Annotated in this window: 18 protein-coding genes; 10 read left to right on the forward strand and 8 right to left on the reverse strand. The window is 73.1% G+C overall.

Annotated features, from left to right (window positions below; genetic code table 11):
- Genes D9C15_RS19990 through mutL form a run of 3 tightly spaced genes read right to left on the reverse strand, consistent with a single transcriptional unit; the run spans position 1 to position 3,667 of the window.
- Entirely contained in the window at positions 1-960 is a 960-nt protein-coding gene (locus D9C15_RS19990) for a pseudouridine synthase (RefSeq protein ID WP_128000228.1), read from the reverse strand.
- Positions 961-987: 27 nt separating this feature from the next.
- Positions 988-1,839 carry an alpha/beta hydrolase gene (locus tag D9C15_RS19995; protein ID WP_205854853.1) on the reverse strand — a complete coding sequence of 284 codons (852 nt, stop codon included), beginning with the start codon at positions 1,837-1,839 and terminating at the stop codon, positions 988-990.
- A 31-nt stretch (positions 1,840-1,870) separates the two neighbouring features.
- Entirely contained in the window at positions 1,871-3,667 is a 1,797-nt protein-coding gene (gene mutL / locus D9C15_RS20000; RefSeq protein ID WP_128000229.1) for a DNA mismatch repair endonuclease MutL, read from the reverse strand.
- Positions 3,668-3,727: 60 nt separating this feature from the next.
- Between mutL and D9C15_RS20005 the strand changes: the two genes are divergently transcribed.
- Together D9C15_RS20005 and D9C15_RS20010 are read left to right on the forward strand one after the other, a co-directional pair.
- Positions 3,728-4,372 carry a DedA family protein gene (locus tag D9C15_RS20005; protein ID WP_128000230.1) on the forward strand — a complete coding sequence of 215 codons (645 nt, stop codon included), beginning with the start codon at positions 3,728-3,730 and terminating at the stop codon, positions 4,370-4,372.
- A gap of 80 nt (positions 4,373-4,452) precedes the next feature.
- Positions 4,453-5,871 (forward strand): FAD-dependent oxidoreductase, encoded by a 1,419-nt coding sequence (locus D9C15_RS20010; protein ID WP_128000231.1) that lies wholly within the window; start codon positions 4,453-4,455, stop codon positions 5,869-5,871.
- On the opposite strand, the gene lipP1 is transcribed toward D9C15_RS20010, so the two are convergent.
- Genes lipP1 through tsaE form a run of 3 tightly spaced genes read right to left on the reverse strand, consistent with a single transcriptional unit; the run spans position 5,789 to position 8,498 of the window.
- Positions 5,789-6,730 carry a LipP1 family hormone-sensitive lipase gene (lipP1, locus tag D9C15_RS20015; protein ID WP_128000232.1) on the reverse strand — a complete coding sequence of 314 codons (942 nt, stop codon included), beginning with the start codon at positions 6,728-6,730 and terminating at the stop codon, positions 5,789-5,791. The two genes, D9C15_RS20010 and lipP1, sit on opposite strands and share 83 nt — an antisense overlap.
- Before the next feature lie 5 nt (positions 6,731-6,735).
- Positions 6,736-8,037, reverse strand: a complete 1,302-nt coding sequence (locus tag D9C15_RS20020) for an N-acetylmuramoyl-L-alanine amidase (RefSeq protein WP_128000233.1) — start codon at positions 8,035-8,037, stop codon at positions 6,736-6,738.
- A complete protein-coding gene (tsaE, locus tag D9C15_RS20025; protein WP_240668484.1) occupies positions 8,034-8,498 on the reverse strand; it encodes a tRNA (adenosine(37)-N6)-threonylcarbamoyltransferase complex ATPase subunit type 1 TsaE in 465 nt (154 codons plus the stop codon). Before tsaE ends, D9C15_RS20020 begins: the two co-directional genes overlap by 4 nt.
- Between tsaE and queG the strand changes: the two genes are divergently transcribed.
- On the forward strand, positions 8,499-9,593 hold the full coding sequence (gene queG / locus D9C15_RS20030; protein WP_128000235.1) for a tRNA epoxyqueuosine(34) reductase QueG: 1,095 nt from the start codon (positions 8,499-8,501) through the stop codon (positions 9,591-9,593).
- Here queG and D9C15_RS20035 read toward each other — a convergent pair.
- The gene (locus tag D9C15_RS20035) at positions 9,578-10,480 is read right to left on the reverse strand and encodes an AEC family transporter (protein ID WP_128000236.1); all 903 of its coding nucleotides are present in this window, start codon (positions 10,478-10,480) and stop codon (positions 9,578-9,580) included. The two genes, queG and D9C15_RS20035, sit on opposite strands and share 16 nt — an antisense overlap.
- 75 nt (positions 10,481-10,555) lie before the next feature.
- On the opposite strand from D9C15_RS20035, the gene D9C15_RS20040 reads away from it, so the two are divergent.
- Both D9C15_RS20040 and xerD read left to right on the forward strand, forming a co-directional pair.
- Positions 10,556-11,527, forward strand: a complete 972-nt coding sequence (locus tag D9C15_RS20040; protein WP_128000237.1) for a tripartite tricarboxylate transporter substrate binding protein BugE — start codon at positions 10,556-10,558, stop codon at positions 11,525-11,527.
- A 1-nt stretch (position 11,528) separates the two neighbouring features.
- A complete protein-coding gene (gene xerD / locus D9C15_RS20045) occupies positions 11,529-12,431 on the forward strand; it encodes a site-specific tyrosine recombinase XerD (protein ID WP_128000238.1) in 903 nt (300 codons plus the stop codon).
- A 102-nt stretch (positions 12,432-12,533) separates the two neighbouring features.
- On the opposite strand, the gene D9C15_RS20050 is transcribed toward xerD, so the two are convergent.
- On the reverse strand, positions 12,534-14,060 hold the full coding sequence (locus tag D9C15_RS20050) for a fumarate hydratase (protein ID WP_128000239.1): 1,527 nt from the start codon (positions 14,058-14,060) through the stop codon (positions 12,534-12,536).
- Between the two features lie 158 nt (positions 14,061-14,218).
- Between D9C15_RS20050 and D9C15_RS20055 the strand changes: the two genes are divergently transcribed.
- From D9C15_RS20055 to D9C15_RS20075, 5 genes are read left to right on the forward strand one after another with little or no spacing between them, the layout of a single operon-like run.
- Positions 14,219-17,053, forward strand: a complete 2,835-nt coding sequence (locus D9C15_RS20055) for a monovalent cation/H+ antiporter subunit A (protein WP_128000240.1) — start codon at positions 14,219-14,221, stop codon at positions 17,051-17,053.
- Between the two features lie 8 nt (positions 17,054-17,061).
- Complete coding sequence (locus tag D9C15_RS20060; protein WP_205854854.1) at positions 17,062-17,400, forward strand: Na+/H+ antiporter subunit C; 339 nt, start codon at positions 17,062-17,064, stop codon at positions 17,398-17,400.
- Positions 17,397-18,971, forward strand: coding sequence for a monovalent cation/H+ antiporter subunit D (locus tag D9C15_RS20065; protein ID WP_128000241.1), 1,575 nt, complete (start codon positions 17,397-17,399; stop codon positions 18,969-18,971). Before D9C15_RS20060 ends, D9C15_RS20065 begins: the two co-directional genes overlap by 4 nt.
- On the forward strand, positions 18,968-19,462 hold the full coding sequence (locus D9C15_RS20070; protein WP_128000242.1) for a Na+/H+ antiporter subunit E: 495 nt from the start codon (positions 18,968-18,970) through the stop codon (positions 19,460-19,462). The genes D9C15_RS20065 and D9C15_RS20070 overlap by 4 nt, the downstream gene beginning before the upstream one ends.
- Positions 19,459-19,734, forward strand: a complete 276-nt coding sequence (locus D9C15_RS20075; RefSeq protein WP_128000243.1) for a K+/H+ antiporter subunit F — start codon at positions 19,459-19,461, stop codon at positions 19,732-19,734. Before D9C15_RS20070 ends, D9C15_RS20075 begins: the two co-directional genes overlap by 4 nt.
- The last annotated feature ends 2 nt before the right edge of the window (positions 19,735-19,736 follow it).

The raw sequence follows: 19,736 nt of genomic DNA on the forward strand, positions 1-19,736 counted from the left end.
TCAGTCGAAAGTTTCACCCGCCTCAAGATAGCGCCATTGCCCGGGCGGCAGGTTGCCGAGCATCACGCGCCCGATGCGCACCCGCTTGAGTCCGGTCACCTTCAGGCCCACGGCCTCGCACATGCGGCGGATCTGGCGCTTGCGGCCCTCGGTGAGCACGAAGCGCAGCTGGTCCGCGTTGACCCAGTCCACCTGCGCCGGCGCGAGCGCCACGCCGTCGAGTTCGAGGCCGTGGCGCAGGAGCCGCAGGCCGTCGTCGGACAGCGGCGTGCCCTCCTGCGGCGCGACGCGCACCAGGTACTCCTTCTCGACCTCGCTGTCCGCGCCGATCAGCTGGCGCGCGATGCGGCCGTCCTGCGTCAGCACCAGCAGGCCGACCGAGTCGATGTCGAGCCGGCCGGCCGGCGCCAGGTGGCGCAGGTGCTCGCGCCGGAAGGCCCGGCCGCTCGGGTCCTCGGACCAGTGGTTCTCGGGCGTGACCAGCACCACCGCCGGCTCGTAGCCGTCCTCGGCCTGGCCGCTGACGTAACCCACCGGCTTGTTCAGCAGCACGGTGACGCGCTCGGCCTGCTGCTCGCGGGCGCGGCGGTCGATCGTCACCTGCTGTGACGGCAGCACGCGCGCGCCGAGCTGGTCGACCACCTGGCCGTCGACCCGCACCCAGCCGTGGGCGATCCACTCGTCGGCCTCGCGGCGCGAGGCCAGGCCGAGCTCGGCCATGCGCTTGGACAGGCGCAGGCTGCCGGGCGGATGCGCGGCCGCAGCAGCCGGCGCCGGAGGGCGGGGGGCGGGCGGGCGGGATGCCGGCGGGCGCGGCGCCGCGGGCTGCGCACGGGGCGGGGCCGCCTCGCGCCGCGCCTGGGCCTCGGCCAGCGTCGGCCGGGCCCGCGGCGTCTGGCCGCGCACCGGGGCGCGGTCGCCGCGGGCGACCGCGGGGCGTTTGAGTTTCAGCGTGGCCATGCGCGGATTGGACCACGCCCGGCGCGCTCAGCTGCCCGCGAGGCCGAACAGCTCGCGCAGCGCGTCGCGGTACAGCGCCTGGCCGACGCCGTTGGTGCTGTAGTGCGTGCCGCCTTGCACCAGCACGAAGCGCTTGGGCACGCCGGCCTGCTCGAACAGCGCGCGGCCGAGTTCGGGGCGGATCAGCCGGTCCTCGCTGCCGTGCACCACCAGCACCGGGGCACGCACGCGGCGGATGTGCTCGGTCGAGTCGAAGCGCTGCGTGATCAGCGGCGTGATCGGCAGCCAGCCCCACTTGAGGCTGCGGAACACGTCGGGGATCGAGGTGAAGGTGCCCTCGACGATCAGCCCGCGCGCGTCGTCCACCGCACCGGCCAGCTGCACCGCGATCGCGCCGCCGAGCGAATGCCCGAACACGTAGCGCGGCCGCTGCGGCTCGCTGCGCGCCAGCCAGTCCCAGGCGGCGCGGGCGTCCTCCACCACTGCCGCTTCGGAGGGCAGCTCGTCGCTGCTGCGGCCGAAGCCGCGGTAGTCGATGGCCAGCACCGAGAAGCCCAGCTCGTGCATGTTGCGGATGCGGAAGGTGCTGCCCCAGATGTTGCGCCGCGCGCCGTGCAGGTACAGCAGCACGGGCGCGTCGGCACGCGGCTGCGGCAGCCACAGCCCGTGCAGCTTCACGCGCTGGCCGCTGACCGCCGAGTCGTGCTCGATCCAGACGTCCTGCATGCCCTCGGCGCTGCCGCTGCGGGTGTCGGTGACCGGGTTGGGCTGGATGATCCACTCGCGCTGCTTGAGCTCGAGCGTCGAACAGCCGGCCAGGGTGGCCGCCAGGAGCACGGCGGCGGCGGGGGCGAGGAACCAGGAGCGCAGGCGGGGCATCGGAACACTGAGCGGCGCCGGCCGCGAAAGTTCAGCGGCCACGCCAGAACAGCGTGTCCAGATCCTTCATCGTCAGTTGGCGCCAGGTCGGCCGGCCGTGGTTGCACTGATCGGCGCGGTCGGTGGCCTCCATGTCGCGCAGCAGCGCATTCATCTCGGCCTGTGTCAGCTGCCGGTTCGCGCGCACCGCGCCGTGGCAGGCCATGGTGGCGAGGATCTCGTGCTGCGCACGCTGGATCACGCTGCTCGCGTCGTACTGCGCCAGCTCGGCGAGCACGCCGCGCGCCAGCTCGACCACGTCGCCGCCGGCCAGCGCGGCCGGGCGCGAGCGCACCGCCAGGGTGCCGGCCGACAGCGGGGCCACGTCGAGCCCGAGGGCGCGCAGCGTCGCCTCGTTCTGCTCGGCGGTGGCGATCTCCTGCGGCGTGGCCGCGAAGCTGGCCGGGATCAGCAGCGGCTGCGCCTCGATCACGCCGCCGGCCAGCGCGGCCTTCAGGCGCTCGTAGACGATGCGCTCGTGCGCCGCGTGCATGTCCACGATCACCAGGCCCTGCCGGTTCTCGGCCAGGATGTAGACCCCGCCGAGCTGCGCCAGTGCCCGGCCGAGCGGCCAGTCGCCGGGGTCGGCGACCGGCGCAGCGGCGGGTGCCGCGGCAGGTGCGGCAGGCCCCGCCCAGGCGGGCGGCGGCTCCTGCGCATACAGCAGGGCCGCCTGCGCCAGGCCGAGCGAGGCCTGCTGCGGCGCCGCCGGCGGCCGCCAGGCTGCCGCCGGGCCGGGGGTGTCGGACGGGACTTCCGGCACCTCCGCCCCGGCCTCGGCCGCGCGCGAGGCGCCGAGCGCCGACTCGACCGCGCGGCGCACCGCCTGGTGCACCTCGCGTGCATCGCGGAAGCGCACCTCGATCTTGGTCGGGTGCACGTTGACGTCGACACGGTCCGGCGCGATGTCGATGAACAGCACGTAGCTCGGCTGGCGTGCACCGTGCAGCACGTCCTCGTAGGCCGAGCGCACGCCGTGCGCGATCAGCCGGTCGCGCACGTAACGCCCGTTGACGTACACGTACTGCTGGTCGGCGCGGGCCCGCGCCGTCTCGGGCAGGCCGGCGCGGCCGTGGATGCGCAGCGGGCCGATGGTGAGCGTGAGCTCGCGGCTGCCGGCGACGAACTCGTCGTCGAGCACGTCGCGCAGGCGCTGGGCCGGCTCGGCGCGGCGCCACTGCTGCACCAGCTTGCCCTCGTGCCAGACGGCGAAGCCGACGTCCGGCCGCGTCAGCGCGTGGCGCCGCACGGCCTCGATGCAATGGGCCAGCTCGGTGGCCTCGCTCTTGAGGAACTTGCGCCGTGCCGGCGTGGCGAAGAACAGCTCGCGCACCTCGACGCTGGTGCCCACCGCCCGCGCCGCGGGCGCCAGTTCGCCCGAGCGCGCCTCCAGGCGCTGCGCATGCGCGGCGTCGGCGGTGCGGCTGGCGATCGTCAGCTCGGCCACCGAGGCGATGGCCGCCAGCGCCTCGCCGCGAAAGCCCATGGTCGCGACGCTCTCGAGTTCGTCGAGCGAGGCGATCTTGCTGGTGGCGTGGCGCCGCAGCGCGAGCGGCAGCTCGGCGGCCGGGATGCCGAGCCCGTCGTCCTCGACCAGGATCGAGCGGATGCCGCCGCCCGTCAGGCGCACGGCGACCTCGCGCGCCCCGGCGTCCAGCGCGTTGTCGACCAGCTCGCGCACCACCGAGGCGGGACGCTCGACCACCTCGCCGGCCGCGATCTGCGACACCAGCTCGTCGGGCAGTTCACGGATCGGGCGGCGCGCGGGGCGCGACAGCACCGCGTTCATGGGAGGCGGGTCCAGGGCATGGGGGGGATTGTAGGAAGGCCGCCTCGATAATCCGCCGCCATGGACATCGTCGCCTTCCTGATCGACTTCATCCTGCACGTCGACGTGCACCTGGCGAACTTCGTCGCCGCCTACGGGCCCTGGGTCTACGCGCTGCTGTTCCTGATCGTGTTCGTCGAGACCGGCGTGGTGGTGATGCCCTTCCTGCCGGGCGACTCGCTGCTGTTCGTGGTCGGCACCTTGTGCGGCGCCGGGCTGATGGACCTGCCGCTCGCGCTGGCGGTGCTGGCCTCGGCCGCCATCCTCGGCGACCAGTGCAACTACAGCATCGGGCGCTACGTCGGGCCCAAGGTGTTCCAGTGGGAGAACACGCGCTTCTTCAACCGCCACGCGTTCGACCAGGCGCATGCCTTCTACGAGAAGTACGGCGGCGTGACCATCATCCTGGCGCGCTTCTTCCCCTTCCTGCGCACCTTCGTGCCCTTCGTGGCCGGGGTGGCGCAGATGACACGCAGCAAGTTCACGCTCTACAACCTGGTCGGCGGCCTGCTGTGGGTGGGCGGCGTGACGACCGCCGGCGTGCTGTTCGGCAACATCCCCTGGGTCAAGGAACACCTGGACAAGATCATCTGGGGCTTCATCCTGCTGCCCGGCGTGATGGTGCTGATCGGCGCGTGGAGGGCGCGCCGGGCCGCGACGACCTGAGCCGCGCTTCCACGGCGCATCCGGCTCGGGCTCGTGCCCGTAGATGGCCTCACGGTCACGACGGGAGCACGACGATGGTGATGGACGAGGGCGGAACCTGGCGCGCCGCGCAGCGCGCCCCGGCGGGGCGCCGGGCGGTGGTGGCGGGCGCGAGCCTCGCCGGGCTGCTGGCGGCGCGCGTGCTGGCGGAGCAGTTCGACGAGGTGCTGCTGGTCGACCGCGAGGTGCTGCCGGCCGGCAACGCACACCGCCGCGCGACGCCGCACACCTGGCATGCCCACGGCCTGCTGGCGCGCGGGCGCGAGGCGCTCGAGCAGCTGTTCCCCGGCATCACCGAGGAGTGGCTGGCCCAGGGCGGTCGCTGCGGCGACGCGCAGCGCAACGTGGCCTTCTACGCGGGCCGGCAGCGCTTCGCGCCGGGCGACAGCGGCATCGGCGGCGTCGCGGTCGGCCGCGTCGTGATCGAAGGGTCGGTGCGGCGCCGCGTGCTGGCACTGCCGCGCGTGCGCGTGCTGGCACCGCTGCGCGTGCTCGGGCCGCTGTGGGATGCGGCGGACCGGCGCGTGCGCGGGCTGTGCGTGGCGCCGGAGGAGGACGGCGGCACCGCGTTCGAGATCCCGGCCGAGCTGGTGGTCGATGCCACCGGGCGCGGCTCGCGCCTGCCGCAGTGGCTGGCCGGCCTGGGCTTCCCGGTGCCCGACGAGGAGCGGGTGCACTCCGACATCCGCTACGCCACCGCGTACTTCGAGCGCCGGAGCGACGAACTGCCCGGCCTCGAGGTGGTGCTCGGCACCGCCACCGCGGACCACCCGCGCCCGGCGGTGCTGATCGGGCAGGAGCAGGACCGCTGGGTCGTGACGCTGGCCGGCTACGGCGCCGACGCGCCGCCGCTGGACCGGGCCGGCTTCGCGGCGCGTGCCGCGGCGAGCGTGCCCGAGATCGCCGCGGTGGTGGGCGCGGGTCGCTTCGTCGACGAGCCGCGTGGCTACCGCTTCCCGCACAGCCAGCGCCGCCGCGTCGAGCGCCTGGCACGCTGGCCGCGCGGCCTGCTCGCCGTCGGCGATGCGCTGTGCAGCTTCAACCCGATCTACGGCCAGGGCATGTCGGTCGCGGCGGCCGAGGCGCTCGCGCTGCGCGAGGAGCTGGCCGGCGCGCGCGAGGGCCTGGAGCAGCGCGTGCTGCGGCGCGCCGCGCAGATCATCGACACGCCCTGGACCACCGCCGCGGGTGCGGACCTGGCGATCCCGGCGGTCGAGGGCGAACGGCCGCTGCCGGTGCGCCTGGTCAACGGCTACCTGGCGCGCCTGTTCCAGGCCGCCGGCCGCGACCCGGCCGTCGGGCGCGCCTTTCTCGCGGTGGCCCACCTGCTGGCACCGCCGGGCACGCTGTTCGCCCCGGCGCTGGTGTGGCGCGTGTTCAGGGCTGCAGGGCGTGGCGCAGCGCTGCCGCACACAGCCACACCGCATCGTTCGCCTCGGCAATCACCCGCCCCATGGTGATGAAGCCGTGGATCTGGCGCTCGAAGCACAGGTGCGTCGAGCGCGACCCGGCCTGCGTGAGCCGCTGCGCGTAGGCCAGGCCCTCGTCGCGCAGCGGGTCGTAGCCGGCCGTCAGCACCAGGGCCGGCGGCAGGCGCGACAGGTCCGGATGCAGCAGCGGCGAGGCGCGCCAGTCGGTCCAGGTGGCCGGGTCGGGCAGGTAGTGCCGGCGGTAGTAGTCCATCGAGTCGCGGGTCAGCAGGTAGCCCTCGCCGAGCGCCGCATGCGAAGGCGCCTGCTGGCGCTGGTCGGTGGCCGGGTAGACCAGCAGCTGGAAGGCCGGCGGCGCGAGGCCGGCGTCGCGCCGTGCCAGGCACACCACCGCGGCCAGGTTGCCGCCCGCACTGTCGCCGCCCACGGCCAGGCGCTGCGCGTCGATGCCGAGCGACGCGGCCTCGCGCCGCACCCATTCGTAGGCGGCCAGCGAATCGTCCACCGCGGCGGGGAAGGGCGCCTCGGGGCCGAGCCGGTAGTCGACCGACACGACCACGGCACCCGAGAGATTGGCCAGTTCGCGGCACAGCACGTCGTGCGTGTCGAGGTCGCCGATGGTCCAGCCGCCGCCGTGCAGGTACACCAGGCCGGGCAGCAGCTCGCCCGGCACGCTGCCCTGCGGCCGCAGCAGGCGCAGCGGGATCGGCCCGTGCGGCCCGTCGATGCGCCAGTCGCGGCTCTCGGCCACGGCCGGCGCGTCGGGCTGGGTGAAGCCGCGCCGGTCGCGGTAGGCGGCGCGTGCGTCGACGGGGCTGAGTTCGTTGACCGGCGGGATGCGCTTCTCGACCATCAGGTCCAGCAGCGCGCGGGCGTCGGGGTGCAGCATGGCGGTCACAGGGTGCGGGTGCGGGCCAGGGGCGGGTTGCGCGCGAAGTAGCGGCCGATGCCGCGTGCCAGCGCGTCGACGAGCTGCGCCTGGTAGGCCGGGCTGCGCAGCTTGGCTTCCTCGTCGGGGTTCGAGATGAACGCGGTCTCGACCAGGATGGACGGGATGTCGGGGGCCTTCAGCACCGCGAAGCCGGCCTGCTCGACCTCGCGCTTGTGCAGCCGGCCGACGCGGCCGATCTGGCCCAGCACCTCGCCGCCGAGCTTCAGGCTGTCCTTGATTTGCGCGGCGGTGCTCATGTCCAGCAGGGTGCGCATCACGTCGGCATGGCGGTTCTTCACGTTGATGCCGCCCACCATGTCGGCCGCGTTCTCGCGATCGGCCATCCAGCGCGCCGCGCTGCTGGAGGCGCCGCGCTCGCTGAGTGCGAACACGCTGGCGCCGCGCGCCTCGGGCTTGAAGAAGGCGTCGGCATGGATCGAGACGAACAGGTCGGCCTGCACGCGGCGCGCCTTGCGCACCCGCTCCTGCAGCGGCACGAAGAAGTCCGCGTCGCGCGTCAGCATCACGCGCATGCCGGGGCGCTCGTGCAGCTTCTCGCGCAGCTGCAGCGCGATGGCGAGCACCACGTCCTTCTCGCGCAGACCGGTCGGGCCGATCGCGCCCGGGTCCTCGCCGCCGTGGCCGGGGTCGAGCGCGACGACGATCAGCCGGTCCACCTTGCCGCTGGCCACCGCCGGCGGCCGCGGCGTGCTGGCCGAGGCGGGCGGCGCCGGCGGCGGCGTGGACAGCGGCTTGTCGAGCTTGCCGATGAACTCGCCCAGCGCGTCGCGCATCGCCTCGGCGGCCTGGCGCTCGGCCTGCTCCTTCTCCTGGATCAGCACGAGCAGCGGGTCGCGCTCGCGCACCGGGTACAGGTCGAACACCATGCGGTGCTGGTAGGCCGCCACCGGCGCGAGCGTGAACAGCTGCGGCGCGGTGGGCTGCTTCAGGTCGATCACCAGGCGCACCACACGTGGCTGGTTCTGGCCCACGCGCACGCCCTGGATGAACGGGTCGTCCGACCGCACCTTGCCGACCAGCTCGCGCAGCGCCGGGCTGAGCTCGAGGCCGTCGATGTCGATCACCAGGCGGTACGGGTTCTCGGCCAGGAAATGCTTCTCGGCCAGCGCGGCGTCGGACTCGATCGTCACGCGCGTGTACTCCTCGGCCGGCCAGACGCGCACCGCGAGGATCGTCGCGCCGCGCACGATCTGGGCCGGGCCGAGCAGCAGCGCGAGGGTGCCGAACAGCTGGCGCCGCTTCATGGCAGCAGCTCCAGCCCGCGCGCGCTCTGCGCGGTGAAGGTGACGCGGCGCGACTCGTCGTCCTGCGGCTCGATGTGCACGCGCAGGTCGGCCGGCGGCAGCAGCGCGCGGGCCTTCTCGGGCCATTCGGCGAGCTTCAGTCCCGGGCCGGCGAACACGTCGCGCAGGCCGGCGTCCTCCCATTCCTGGGGGTCGTCGAAGCGGTAGAAGTCGAAATGCGCGACCGGGCCGCGCGGCGTGTCGTAGGGCTCGAGCAGCGCGTAGGTCGGGCTCTTGATGCGCCCGGCCACGCCGAGGGCTCGCAGCAGGTGGCGCACGAAGGTGGTCTTGCCGGCGCCGAGCGGGCCGTACAGCTCGACATAGGCGCCCTCCAGCGCGGGCGAGGCGGCCAGCGCCTGCGCACTGGCAGCGCAGGCGGCTTCGTCGGACCAGTGCCGGGTGCAGCTTCCTAGAATCGTCAAATGAGCGAGTTGGCCGGGTTGGACGGGCCGGCCCTGCTCGCGCAGTTGCGCGACTGGGCAGCGGCAGCGGGATTTTCACAGATCGGAGTCGCCGACGTGGACCTCGGTTCCGCCGAAGCCGGCCTGCTGGCCTGGTTGCACAACGGTTTCCACGGCTCGATGGACTACATGGCCGTGCATGGCCTGAAGCGCGCGCGGCCTGCCGAGCTCGTTCCGGGCACGGTGCGCGTGATCAGCGCGCGCATGGACTACCTGCCGCGCGCCACGCCGGCGGACTGGCAGGCGCTCGAGTGGCAGCGCGTGGCCACGCCGACGGCGGCGACCGTCTCGCTCTACGCCCGCGGACGCGACTACCACAAGGTGCTGCGCACGCGGCTGCAGCGCCTGGCCGACCGGCTGGCCGAGGCCGTGGGCCCGTTCGGCCACCGCGTGTTCACCGACTCGGCGCCGGTGCTCGAGGTCGAGCTGGCACAGCGCAGCGGCGTGGCGTGGCGCGGCAAGCACACGCTGGCGCTGCACCGCGAGGCGGGCTCGATGTTCTTCCTCGGCGAGATCTATGTCGACCTGCCGCTGCCGCTCACGCCGCCGATCGAGGCCCATTGCGGTTCGTGCAGCGCCTGCCTGGCGGTCTGCCCGACGCAGGCCATCGTCGCGCCGTACCGGCTCGACGCGCGGCGCTGCATCTCCTACCTGACGATCGAACACGACGGGCCGATCCCCCTCGAGCTGCGCCCGGCGCTCGGCAACCGCGTCTACGGCTGCGACGACTGCCAGCTGGTGTGCCCGTGGAACAAGTTCGCGCAGCGCGCCACGCTGCCCGACTTCGATGCCCGCGCGCCGCTGGACGGCGCCACGCTGCTCGCGTTGTGGGCCTGGAGCGGGGCCGAGTTCCTGCAGCGCACCGAGGGCAGCGCGATCCGCCGCATCGGCTGGCGGCGCTGGCGGCGCAACCTCGCGGTCGGGCTCGGCAACGCGCTGCGCGCCGGCGAGGACGCGGCGATTCGCTGCGCGCTGCAGGGCGCGCGCGACGCGGCCGACCCGCTGGTGCGCGAGCACATCGACTGGGCGCTGGCGGCGCCTCAGCGCGAGAGCTGAAGCGCCAGCAGCGCCAGCGGCAGGCCGGCCATGCCGATCAGCGTCGACAAGGTGACCAGCCCGGCCACGAAGCCGCCGTGCCCGCCCATGCGCGCGGCCAGCACGTAGGCGCTCGAGGCGGTGGGCAGCGCAGCGAAGGCCACGACGACCGCCTGCTGGGCCGGCGGCAGCGCCAGCAGCGTGACGATCAGCAGCGCCGCCAGCGGCAGCACCGCGTGGCGGATCGCCAGCAGCGCGGCCGCCAGCCGCGGCGCGGCACGCAGCCCGCCGAAGGTGAGCCCCGCGCCCACCGCCATCAGGCCGATCGGCAGCGCGGCCGCGCCGATGCGGCCGAGCGTGGTGGCGGCGAGTTCCGGCAGGCGCAGGCCGAGCAGGTTGAACACGAGGCCGGCCAGCGTCGAGACGATCAGCGGGTTGCGGGTCAGCTCGCGCAGGTAGCCGTGGCCACCGTGGCGCGCCAGCGGCCACACCGCGGCGATGTTGCACAGCGGCACGCACAGTGCGATCAGCAGCGCGATCCAGGCCACGCCGGCGGTGCCGGCCAGTCGCTCGGACAAGGCCAGCGCCACGTAGGAGTTGAAGCGGAACGCCACCTGCGCGCCGGAGGCGTGCAGGCGCGGGTCCACGCCCGGCGCCCAGCGCAGCACATAGGCCAGCACGATGCCCAGCGCCACCACCGCCACGCCGCTGCCGGCCAGCTGCAGCATCGCGCCGGGCTGCAGCGGGTTGCGCGCGATCGAGCTGAACAGCAGCACCGGGAAGAGCAGGAAGTAGACGAGCTTCTCGGCGCCGTCCCAGACGCTGCGGTTCAGCGGCGTGAAGCGGCACAGCGCCCAGCCGACCACGATCAGCATGAAGTCGGGCAGCAGCAACAAGGGGTCGGGCATCGGGCGAGTGTGCCAGCCCCGCCGGGTCCCACCCGCTATCCTCGCGGCTTCACCCGAACTCAGGAGACCCCGTCCATGCACCGCCGCACCCTGGTCGCCCTCGCCGCGCTGTCGTCCACCCTGCTCACCACGGCCGCCTGGGCCCAGGCCTACCCGGCCAAGCCGGTGCGGCTGATCGTGCCCTTCGCGCCGGGCGGCACGACCGACATCGTCGCGCGCGTGCTGGCCGAGAAGGTCAACGCTGCGCTCGGCCAGCAGATGATCGTCGACAACAAGGCCGGCGGCGGTGGCTCGGTGGGTGCCACCGAGATCGCGCGCTCGGCACCCGACGGCTACACGCTGGGCATGGCCACGGTCTCGACCACCGCCGCCAACCCGGCCATCAACGCCAAGATCCCCTACAACCCGCTGACCGACTTCACGCCCATCATCAACGTCGCGGCCACGCCCAACGTGATCGCGGTGCACCCGAGCTTTCCGGCGCGCGACTACAAGGGCTTCCTCGCCGAGCTGAAGAAGAGCCCGGGCAAGTACAGCTACGCCAGCTCCGGCACCGGCGGCATCGGCCACCTGCAGACCGAGCTGTTCAAGAGCCTGTCGGGCACCTTCATGACGCACATCCCGTACCGCGGCGCGGGCCCGGCGCTGAACGACACGGTGGCCGGCCAGGTGCCCATCATCTTCGACAACCTGCCGTCGGCGCTGCCCTTCATCAAGGACGGCCGGCTGATCGCCATCGTCGTCGCGGCGCCGCAGCGCCTGGCCGCGCTGCCCGACGTGCCGACTTTCAAGGAGGTCGGCCTCGAGGGCGTCAACCGCATGGCCTACTACGGCATCCACGGGCCCAAGGGGCTGCCGAAGGAGGTGGTCGAGAAGGTCAGCGCGGCGGTGAAGAAGACACTCGAGGACCCGGCGGTCAAGAAGCGCATCGAGGACACCGGCTCGCTGATCGTGGCCAACACGCCGGAGCAGTTCGCGGCGCAGATCGCCGCCGAGTTCGACGTGTACAAGAAGGTCGTCGCGCAGCAGAAGCTGACGCTGGAGTGAGTTGGACGCGCTCCGGGCCAGCGAGGCCTCGATCGACCGCTTCGCCGACGCGCTCTGGATCGAGGACGGACTCTCGGCCCACACGCTGGCCGCCTACCGGCGCGACCTGAGCCTGTATGCGCGCTGGCTGGCCAGCACGGCCGGCCGCGCGCTCGACGACACGCACGAGGCCGACCTGCGCGCGTACGCCGTGGCGCGCCACGCGCAGACCAAGGCGAGCAGCGCGAACCGGCGCCTGACGGTGTTCAAGCGCTACTTCCGCTGGGCGCTGCGCGAGCACCTCGTCGCCGCCGATCCCACGCTGCGCCTGGACGCCGCGCGCACGCCGCTGCGTGTGCCCAAGACGCTCAGCGAGGCGCAGGTCGAGGCGCTGCTGGCCGCGCCCGACGTGGCCACGCCGCTCGGCCTGCGCGACCGCAGCATGCTCGAGCTGATGTATGCGAGCGGGCTGCGCGTCAGCGAACTGGTGACGCTGAAATCGGTGCACCTGTCGATGTCGGAGGGCGCCCTGCGCGTCACCGGCAAGGGCGGCAAGGAGCGCCTGGTGCCCTTCGGCGAGGAGGCGCGTGCCTGGCTGCAGCGCTACCTGGGCGAGGCACGCGGCGCGATCCTGGCCGGCCAGGCGAGCGACGCGCTGTTCGTCACCGCGCGCGGCGGGCCGATGACGCGCCAGATGTTCTGGAAGCTGATCAAGGCGCATGCGCTGAAGGGCGGCGTGATGGTGCCGCTGTCGCCGCACACGCTGCGCCATGCCTTCGCGACCCACCTGCTGAACCATGGCGCCGACCTGCGCGCGGTGCAGATGCTGCTGGGGCACGCCGACATCTCCACCACGACCATCTACACCCATGTGGCGCGCGAGCGGCTGCGCGCGCTGCACGCGCAGCATCATCCAAGGGGGTGAGCGCCCTCGGGCCCCATGAGCCCCTGCGGGCTCATGGGCGGCGCGAACGCCGGCGGGCCTGCAGGCCCACCGGCCGGAGAGCTCGCGGCAGTGCTCCCGCGCTCAGGCCGTGACCACCGGGATCTTCCCGATCTTCGCCTGCCACTCCTTCGGCCCGGTGTCGTGCACGCTGGTGCCGCTGGCGTCCACCGCCACCGTCACCGGCATGTCCTTCACGTCGAACTCGTAGATGGCCTCCATGCCGAGGTCGGCGAAGCCCACCACCTGGGCCCCCTTGATCGCCTTGGCCACCAGGTAGGCCGCGCCGCCCACCGCCATCAGGTAGGCGCTCTTGTGCTTGCGGATCGACTCGATGGCCACCGGACCGCGTTCGGCCTTGCCGATCATCGCGATCAGGCCGGTGCGCGCCAGCATCATCTCGGTGAACTTGTCCATGCGCGTGGCCGTGGTCGGGCCGGCCGGGCCCACCACCTCGTCGCGCACCGGATCGACCGGGCCGACGTAGTAGATGACCCGGTTGGTGAAGTCCACCGGCAGCGGCTCGCCCTTGGCCAGCATGTCCTGGATGCGCTTGTGCGCGGCGTCGCGGCCGGTCAGCATCCGGCCCGACAGCAGCAGCGTGTCGCCCGGCTTCCAGCTCGCGACCTGCTCCTTCGTCAGCGTGTTCAGGTCGACCTTCTTGCTCTTGTTGTAGTCGGGCTGCCAGTGCACGTCGGGCCACAGGTCGAGGCTGGGCGGCTCCATGAAGGCCGGGCCCGAGCCGTCGAGCACCACGTGGGCGTGGCGCGTGGCGGCGCAGTTGGGGATCATCGCCACCGGCTTGCTCGCGGCATGGGTCGGGTAGGTGGCGATCTTCACGTCCAGCACCGTGGTCAGCCCGCCCAGGCCCTGCGCGCCGATGCCCAGCGCGTTGACCTTCTCGTAGAGCTCGATGCGCAGTTCCTCGAGCTTGTCCTTCGGCCCGCGCTGCAGCAGCTCGAACATGTCGATCGGCTCCATCAGCACCTCCTTGGCCAGCAGCATCGCCTTCTCGGCCGTGCCGCCCACGCCGATGCCCAGCATGCCCGGCGGGCACCAGCCCGCGCCCATGGTCGGCACGGTCTTGAGCACCCAGTCGACCAGGTTGTCGCTCGGGTTCATCATCACGAACTTGCTCTTGTTCTCGCTGCCGCCGCCCTTGGCGGCGACGGTCACGTCGAGCGTGCTGCCGGGCACCACCGTCATGTGCACCACGGCGGGCGTGTTGTCCTTGGTGTTCTTGCGCTCGAACAGCGGGTCGGCCAGCACCGAGGCGCGCAGCTTGTTCCCCGGATCGAGGTAGCCGCGCCGCACGCCCTCGTTGACGGCGTCCTCGATGGAGCCGGGGAAGCCCTCGAAGCGCACGTCCATGCCGATCTTCAGGAACACGTTGACGATGCCGGTGTCCTGGCAGATCGGGCGCCGGCCTTCGGCGCACAACTTGGAGTTGGTCAGGATCTGCGCGATCGCGTCCTTGGCCGCCGGGCTCTGCTCGCTCGCGTAGGCGCGCGCCAGGTGGGCGATGTAGTCGGCCGGGTGGTAGTAGCTGATGTACTGCAGGGCGGCGGCGACGCTCTCGACGAGGTCGGCATGGCGGATGACGGTGGGCATGGTCTTGTCCAGGGCGGGGAGGGCGAACCGAAAGTTTACCGACGCGGCTGACACCGGACTGATCTGTCAACCTCCGGCACGAAGCCCGCGACGCCGCAGGTCTTCTCGGGGCCGGCGGCGTGGCGTTCCTAGAATCGCGCCGCTTCTCCCGCCGACCCATGAACCCGCTGCCGCTCGTCGTCCTGCTGCCGCTGCTCCTGGGCACGACCCTGTGCTTCTGGAGCGGGCAGGTGCCCACGCGCGGGCGCCGCGCGCTGACCGCCTGGCTCGCCGCGGCCGTCACCGCGGCGTCGCTCGCGCTGCTGCTGGCGCTGGCCGGGGCGGTGTTCGACGGCCAGGTGCTGCTGTCGCGCAGCGCGTGGATCCCGGCGATCGGGCTGGACGCCAACTTCCGCCTCGACGGCCTGGCGCTGATGTTCGCGCTGCTGATCACCGGCATCGGCCTGCTGATCATCCTGTACGCCGCCTGGTACCTGCACGAGCGCGACCCGGCCGGCAAGTTCTACAGCCTGCTGATGCTGTTCATGGCGGCCATGCTGGGCGTGGTGCTCTCCGACAACCTGCTGCTGCTGGTGGTGTTCTGGGAGCTGACGAGCATCTCCTCGTTCCTGCTGGTGGGCTACTGGGGCCACAAGGCCGAGGCGCGTGCCGGCGCGCGCATGGCGCTCGCGGTCACCGGCGGTGGCGGCCTCGTGCTGCTGGCCGGCGTGGTGCTGCTCGGGCACATCGGCGGCAGCCACGACCTGTCGGTGCTGTTCGAGCGCGTTCCGCAGATCCGCGCGCACCCGCTGTTCCCGCTGGCCACGGTGCTGATCCTGATCGGCTGCTTCACGAAGAGCGCGCAGTGGCCGTTCCACTTCTGGCTGCCCGAGGCGATGGCCGCGCCGACGCCGGTCTCGGCCTACCTGCACTCGGCCACCATGGTCAAGGCCGGGCTGTTCCTGCTCGCGCGGCTGTACCCGGTGCTCGGCGGGCCGGGGCTGTTCGAGTCCGTGGTCGCCACCGTCGGCCTGGCCACCATGGCCTTCGCCGCCTACGTGGCGGTGTTCAAGCACGACCTGAAGGGCCTGCTGGCCTACTCGACCATCAGCCACCTCGGGCTGATCACCTTCCTGATCGGGCTGGCCACGCCGCTGTCGGCGGTGGCGGCGGTGTTCCACATCCTGAACCACGCCACCTTCAAGTGCTCGCTGTTCATGACCGCCGGCATCATCGACCACGAGACCGGCACGCGCGACATGCGCCGCCTTGCCGGCCTGATGAAGCTGATGCCCTGGACGGCGACGCTGGCGATGGTCGCCGCCGCCTCGATGGCCGGCGTGCCGCTGGCCAACGGCTTCCTCTCGAAGGAGATGTTCTTCGCCGAGGCGGTGGGCGTGCAGCACGGCGCCGCGTGGAGCGTGCTGGTGCCGCTCGCGGCGACCTTCGGCGGCATCTGCTCGGTGGCCTACTCGCTGCGTTTCATCCACGACGTGTTCTTCAACGGCGAACCGAGGGACCTGCCGAACCCGCACCCGCACGAGCCGCCGCTGATGATGAAGGCGCCGGTGGCGCTGCTGGTGCTGCTGTGCGTCGTGGTCGGCGTCGCGCCGGCGCTGACCTTCGGCCCGCTGGTGCATGTCGCGGCCAGCGCGGTGCTCGGCATGCCCCCGCCCGCGTACCACCTGGCGATCTGGCACGGCGTCAACGCCCCGCTGGCCATGAGCGCCGTCGCGCTGGTGCTCGGCGTGGCGCTGTACTTCGCGTTGCAGCGCCGCTTCGACCTGCACCTGCACCACCCGCGCGGCTGGACCGGCCGGCTGCTCTTCACGCACGCGGTCGACGGCCTGTTCGCGCTGGCCGGGCGCGTCACGCAGCGGCTGGAGAACGGCTCGCTGCAGCGTTATGCCGCGCTGATGGTCGGCAGCGCCATCGTGCTCGCGGCCTGGCCGTGGTGGGGCGGGCAGGGCGGCTCGATCGGCGCCGGCACGCGCACGCTGCTGCCGGCCTCGCCGCTGGCGCTGGTGCTGTGGGCGCTGCTGCTGGCCAGCGGTGCCGCGCTGGTGGCCACGCACCACCAGCGCTTCCGCGCCGTGGTGCTGCTCGGCGTGGTCGGGCTGGTCACCTCGCTCACGTTCGTTGCGCTGTCGGCGCCCGACCTCGCGCTGACGCAGCTCAGCGTCGAGGTGGTGTCGACGGTGCTGCTGCTGATGGGCCTGGCGCTGCTGCCGCAGACCGCGCCGCGCGAGTCGAGCCCGGCGCGGCGCACGCGCGACGCGCTGCTCGCGCTGGCCGGCGGCGGCGGCATCGCCTGGCTGACCTGGATCGTGCTGACGCGCGACCACGACTCGATCGCCTGGTACTTCCTGGAGAACTCGCTCGCCCGGGGCGGCGGCACCAACGTGGTCAACGTGATCCTGGTCGACTTCCGCGGCTACGACACCTTCGGCGAGATCACCGTGCTGGGCATCGCCGCGGTCGGCGTGCTGGCGCTGCTGGACGGCTGGCGCGTGCGGCGCCCGGCGACCGATCCGCAGGGCCGGCCCTGGAGCTTCGAGCCCGAGCCGCTGATGCTGCGCGTCGCGGCGCGCCTCGTGCTGCCGCTGGCGCTGGTGGCCAGCGTGCACATCTTCTGGCGCGGCCACAACCTGCCCGGCGGCGGCTTCGTCGCCGGCCTGGTGACCGGCATCGCGCTGCTGCTGCAGTACATGGCCAGCGGGCAGGGCCGCGCCGAGGCGCTGCTGCACGCCGGCGGCGGGCAGCGCTACACACGCTGGGTCGGCACCGGGCTGGCCATCGCCGGGCTCACCGGGCTCGGCGCCTTCGCCTTCGGCCGGCCCTTCCTGACCAGCGCGCATGGCCACCCGGTGGTGCCGCTGCTGGGCGAGCTGCCGCTGGCCAGCGCGGCGCTGTTCGACCTCGGCGTCTACCTCACCGTGGTGGGCGCCACGATGCTGATGCTCTCGGCGCTCGGCGCGGCGAGCAAGGAGACGTCCAAGGTGAGGGCCGCGTGATGCCGAGCATGGAGTTCCTCGTCGCCACGGGCGTGGGCTGGGTCACCGCCTGCGGCCTCTACCTGCTGCTGCGCGGACGCAGCTTCCCGGTGGTGCTCGGGCTGTCGCTGCTCGGGTACGCGGTCAACGTGTTCATCTTCGCGATGGGCCGGCTGTGGCACGACGCCGCGCCCGTGCTCGGCGGCGCGGGCGAGGTGGCCGACCCGCTGCCGCAGGCGCTGGTGCTGACGGCCATCGTGATCGGCTTCGCCACCACCGGCTTCGTGGTCGAGCTGGCGCTGCGCAGCCGGCACGAATCGGGCACCGACCATGTCGACGGCCAGCGCGACGAGGGGGCCGCACGGTGATTGCCGACTTCCTCGCAACCCATCTGCCCATCCTGCCGGTGCTGCTGCCGGCCGGCACGGCGGTGCTGCTGCTGCTGCTGGGTGACGCGGCGCCGCGCCTGCGCCTGGCGCGCCGCGCGGCCGTCGCCTCGGCGCTGCTCGGGCTGCTGCTGGCGGCCCGGCTGGCCGTCGAGGCGGATGCGGGCGTGTTGCGGGTCTACCGCGTCGGCGAGTGGCCGGCGCCCTACGGCATCGTGCTGGTGATCGACCGGCTCGCGGCGCTGATGCTGCTGCTGACCGGCTGCATCGCGCTGCCGGTGCTGGTGTACGCGGCCGGCGGCTGGGATGCGCACGGCCGCCACTTCCATGCGCTGTTCCAGTTCCAGCTGATGGGCTTGAACGGCGCCTTCGTGACCGGCGACCTGTTCAACCTGTTCGTCTTCTTCGAGGTGCTGCTGATCGCCAGCTACGTGCTGATGCTGCACGGCAGCGGCCGCGAGCGGCTGCGCGTCGGGCTGCACTACGTGGTGCTGAACCTGGCGGCCTCGGCCCTGTTCCTCGTCGGCGTGGCGCTGCTGTACGCGCTGACCGGCACGCTGAACTTCGCCGACCTGGCGCTGCGCGTGCCGCAGGTCGGCGCGCCCGAGGCGGCGCTGCTGCAGGCCGCGGCGCTGCTGCTGCTGGTGGTGTTCGGCTTCAAGGCGGCGCTGATGCCGCTGGCGCTGTGGCTGCCGGCCACCTACGCCGCGGCCAGCGCCCCGGTGGCGGCGCTGTTCGCCATCATGACCAAGGTCGGCGTCTACGCGATCGTGCGCGTGCACGGCGTCGTGTTCGGGGCCGAGGCCGGCGCCTCGGCCTTCACGGTGCAGCCGCTGCTGTTGCCGCTGGCGCTGCTCACCTCGGCGACCGGCGTGCTGGGCGCACTGGCCGCGACCACGCTGCCGCGCCTGGTCGCCTGGCTGACGGTGGCCTCGGTCGGCACGGTGCTGGCCGCGCTCGGCCTGTTCAACGCGGCGGCCTGGTCGGCGGCGCTGTTCTACATGGCCAACAGCACGCTGGTGATCGCCGGGCTGTTCCTGCTCGCCGAGCTGGTGGCGGCGCAGCGCGGCGAGGCCGCCGGCCGGCTCGAGCCGGCCGCGCCGGTGGCGCAGCCGACCCTGCTCGGCCTGATGCTGCTGCTGGCCGCCGCCTCGGTGGCCGGGCTGCCGCCGCTGCCGGGCTTCATCGGCAAGCTGATGATCCTCGAGGCCTCGCTGCCGCATGGCGCGGTGGTCGCCGTCTGGTCGGTGATCCTCGGTGCCGGTTTCCTGACGCTGATCGGCCTGGCGAGGGCCGGCAGCATCCTGTTCTGGCACGTGCGCAGCGAGTCGAGCGGCAGCGCGGCGGGCGCCAGCCCGCGGCTGGTGGCGGCGACGCTCGCCCTGCTGGGCTCCGGCATCCTGATGAGCGCGTTCGCCGCGCCGCTGCAGCGCTACACCGAGGCGGCCGCGGCGCAGCTGCTCGACCGCGCCGCCTACGCCCGCGCCGTGCTGGGCGACGAACGCGCCACGACCACGCGGCCCTACCGCGGCGAACCGGGAGCCCCGCGGTGAAGCCCGGCGCCGGCTGGTTCTCGCACCCGGTGCTGTCGCTGCTGCTGGCCGCGGCCTGGTTGCTGCTGCAGCGCAGCCTCGCGCCGGCGCAGCTGCTGACGGCGGCGCTGCTCGCGCTGCTGGTGCCGCGGCTGGTGCATGGCCTCCTCGGCCCGGGCGTCCGGCTGCGCAGCGTCGGCACGGCGCTGCGTCTGGCCGGCGTGGTGCTGTGGGACATCCTGGTGGCCAACCTGGCGGTGGCGCGCCTGGTGCTGAACCCGGCGGCGCGGCCCCGGCCGGCCTGGGTGCCGGTGCCGCTGACGCTCACCCATCCGACCGCGGTGTCGCTGCTGGCCAGCATCGTCACCACCACGCCGGGCACGGTCTCCTGCGTGGTCGACGAGGAGCGCCGTGAGATCCTGGTGCACGCGCTGGACTGCGCCGACCCGGGCGCGCTGGTGGCCGACATCCAGCGCCGCTACGAGGCGCCGCTGCGGGAGATCTTCGAATGAACCTGATCGAGCTGGCCCTGGACTTCGCCCTCGGCGCGGTGGCGCTGGCCCTGCTGCCCTGCGCCTGGCGGCTGCTGCGCGGCCCGGAGGCCGTGGACCGCGTGCTCGCGCTGGACACGCTCTACATCAACACCGTGGCGCTGGTGATCCTGCTCGGGTTGCGCTGGCGCAGCGCGCTGCTGTTCGAGGCGGCGCTGATCGTCGCGATGCTGGGCTTCGTCTCGACGGTGGCGCTGGCGCGTTACCTGAGCCGCGGTGACGTGATCGAATGACC

The organism is Piscinibacter defluvii (assembly GCF_004011805.1).
Taxonomy (GTDB): domain Bacteria; phylum Pseudomonadota; class Gammaproteobacteria; order Burkholderiales; family Burkholderiaceae_C; genus Piscinibacter; species Piscinibacter defluvii.

What these genes read in the sequence shown, in the direction of transcription:
- D9C15_RS20005 (WP_128000230.1), top strand. Translation starts at nt 3,728, where the DNA reads ATGGACATCGTCGCCTTCCTGATCGACTTCATCCTGCACGTCGACGTG.
- D9C15_RS20050 (WP_128000239.1), bottom strand. Translation starts at nt 14,060, where the DNA reads ATGCCCACCGTCATCCGCCATGCCGACCTCGTCGAGAGCGTCGCCGCC.
- D9C15_RS20075 (WP_128000243.1), top strand. Translation starts at nt 19,459, where the DNA reads ATGAACCTGATCGAGCTGGCCCTGGACTTCGCCCTCGGCGCGGTGGCG.
- D9C15_RS20020 (WP_128000233.1), bottom strand. Translation starts at nt 8,037, where the DNA reads ATGAAGCGGCGCCAGCTGTTCGGCACCCTCGCGCTGCTGCTCGGCCCG.
- D9C15_RS20040 (WP_128000237.1), top strand. Translation starts at nt 10,556, where the DNA reads ATGCACCGCCGCACCCTGGTCGCCCTCGCCGCGCTGTCGTCCACCCTG.
- D9C15_RS20010 (WP_128000231.1), top strand. Translation starts at nt 4,453, where the DNA reads ATGGACGAGGGCGGAACCTGGCGCGCCGCGCAGCGCGCCCCGGCGGGG.
- lipP1 (WP_128000232.1), bottom strand. Translation starts at nt 6,730, where the DNA reads ATGCTGCACCCCGACGCCCGCGCGCTGCTGGACCTGATGGTCGAGAAG.
- D9C15_RS19995 (WP_205854853.1), bottom strand. Translation starts at nt 1,839, where the DNA reads ATGCCCCGCCTGCGCTCCTGGTTCCTCGCCCCCGCCGCCGCCGTGCTC.
- queG (WP_128000235.1), top strand. Translation starts at nt 8,499, where the DNA reads ATGAGCGAGTTGGCCGGGTTGGACGGGCCGGCCCTGCTCGCGCAGTTG.
- D9C15_RS20055 (WP_128000240.1), top strand. Translation starts at nt 14,219, where the DNA reads ATGAACCCGCTGCCGCTCGTCGTCCTGCTGCCGCTGCTCCTGGGCACG.
- D9C15_RS20060 (WP_205854854.1), top strand. Translation starts at nt 17,062, where the DNA reads ATGGAGTTCCTCGTCGCCACGGGCGTGGGCTGGGTCACCGCCTGCGGC.
- D9C15_RS20035 (WP_128000236.1), bottom strand. Translation starts at nt 10,480, where the DNA reads ATGCCCGACCCCTTGTTGCTGCTGCCCGACTTCATGCTGATCGTGGTC.
- mutL (WP_128000229.1), bottom strand. Translation starts at nt 3,667, where the DNA reads ATGAACGCGGTGCTGTCGCGCCCCGCGCGCCGCCCGATCCGTGAACTG.
- D9C15_RS19990 (WP_128000228.1), bottom strand. Translation starts at nt 960, where the DNA reads ATGGCCACGCTGAAACTCAAACGCCCCGCGGTCGCCCGCGGCGACCGC.